The sequence below is a fragment of the Aliterella sp. E5.1 genome, assembly GCF_057473825.1.
Genome location: NZ_JBYCCV010000280.1, coordinates 1 through 2,060 on the forward strand (window position 1 = coordinate 1; position 2,060 = coordinate 2,060).

Annotated in this window: 1 protein-coding gene and 1 pseudogene; one reads left to right on the forward strand and one right to left on the reverse strand. The window is 42.9% G+C overall.

The annotated features are described in order from the left end of the window. Positions 1-381, forward strand: a 381-nt coding sequence (gene tnpA, locus AC2VE5_RS26280; protein WP_486890499.1) for an IS200/IS605 family transposase, incomplete at its 5' end; no start/stop codon positions are given. On the opposite strand, the pseudogene AC2VE5_RS26285 reads toward tnpA, so the two are convergent. After that, positions 372-1,705: pseudogene (locus AC2VE5_RS26285) on the reverse strand (MSMEG_0569 family flavin-dependent oxidoreductase). The gene tnpA and the pseudogene AC2VE5_RS26285 sit on opposite strands and share 10 nt — an antisense overlap. Between the last annotated feature and the right edge of the window lie 355 nt (positions 1,706-2,060).

Consider the following 2,060-nt stretch of genomic DNA (forward strand, 5'->3'; position numbering starts at 1 on the left):
CGACACTACAACCACGCGGTAGGGTTAAGCGTTGTGCATTTAGTTTGGATTCCTAAGCGTAGAAAAAAGGTATTAGTTGGCAAAGTTAGAGATAGGATTTTTGAGATATTCTCGGAACTAGCGATTGAAAAAGACTGGCGAATTAGGGCATTAGAAGTCGCACCCGACCATATTCACTTGTTTGTAGAGATTCATCCGACCGATGCCATTTACCAAGTTGCTAAGGCGTTTAAAGGACGGAGCGCCAACTATTTGAGAAAAGAGTTCCCCGACCTAAAAAAACTGCCTTCGCTTTGGACGAATAGTTATTTTTTCTCAACGGCTGGCAATGTTTCGGCTGATACTATTGAAAGATATATCAATGACCCTCATCATGGGTAAGACCAAACTATAGGCGGATAAATCCGCCGCGTCGCCTTTCCCCCGCGCTCTAAAGAGACGCGGCTCCCAGGCATCCCGCCCTCTCCTGTGGACTGCAATACTTGTTGACTTGCTGCAATGCGATTTCTCAAATAACCCGCATCTCTTGCGATCCCCGAAAACCTACCCGAACCCCAAGTATATAACCAAGGCAAACCAAGGAAATATAAGCCTTCTTGCGCCGTTACACCGCGATCGTGAGCGGGGTAGCCTTTGTCATCAAATACAGGAATTTCTATCCAACTAAAATCAGACTGATACCCAGTACACCAAATAACCGCGCCAATATTTGCACGATGGTAATCAAGTTGAGAAGTCGCACTTTCGGGCTGCCAAACTGGTTGATAAGGAGGGTCTACAGGTACTTGAATCGATTTAGAGTCAATAAATCCATCAATGTTCTTTTTAATATTTTCAGCAACCGCATCCGCGCCATCTAAATTTTGCTGTAAGTTGTCACGAAATTGCAAATAGCGATCGCTAATATTGTCTAAAGAACCGTATAGTTGCATTCCTTCTAAGGCAAATTGGCGCGAGTCGATTTCTCTCCCACCATCGCGCCCAGTTACATAATGATTGGTTTTGGCGCGAACTTGCTTTTTTTGCGGATGTTCGTCCACTGACAAATCGTAGTAACCCACTTTATCTAACCATTCAACGACATCTTTACCACGATATCTGCGTGGCGACCTAGGGGCGCTACCTACGCACAAGTGTACTTTTTTACCCTCAAGGTGCAAATCTTCCGCAATTTGACAGCCCGATTGTCCCGTTCCTACCACCAATACAGTGTCGGGTAAAGATTGGGGATTTTTGTCCTGGGAGGAATGCAGTTGCACGATAGATTTATCGAACTTTTGGGCTATCAGTGGGATTTTGGGGCGATGGTAGCTACCAGATGCGATCGCAACTATATCTGCTGTATATTCGCCAATGGTGGTAGTTACGGCAAATTCACCTTGAGAACTGCGAACGCTCAAAACTTCTACACCTTCTTTAATTGGCGGAGCAAAGGATTTGGCATAATCTTCAATATATTGAACGATTTGCTCTTTTTGCATAAACCCCTCTAGTTCATTGCCAGCGTAGTGATAGCCAGGTAATTTGCATTGCCAATTGGGAGTTTTACCAAGCAAAAAGAATCCCAGCGTTTTGAACGCCATGAATAGCCGATAGTGTTTTTTTCAAACACGATATGCTCAAAGTCTTTTTCCTTCAAGCAGTAACTTAGAGACAACCCTGCTTGACCGCCACCCACAATAACGATCGGATAGTAATTTTTCATGCGTACTCTTAGCCCCAGCAATGTACTGTTAGATTAAGTGCTGGCTGAGTAAGTGTTTTGTAACTCTCAATACTTTGGATTTAAGTTTAGCTTTATAGCTAGGCATAGTGCGATCTCGTTTGTTGTAGGTGTTACAACCTAACTAAATCAATAGGTAATAGTACGATCGCGCTTCGTGTTATATATTTAGAATATTTCTGGGCGATCGCTATTTGAGCAGTGTTATAACCCTCTTTTATCACTTTCAGGAGAGTAAAATCTAGAACCTGCTTTAGCTCAGGATTTTGGCAAAATGACTACAAAGGAAGTCTGATGTGAGAAAATAAAGTTTAAAAGCTTTACATTACAAGCTTTT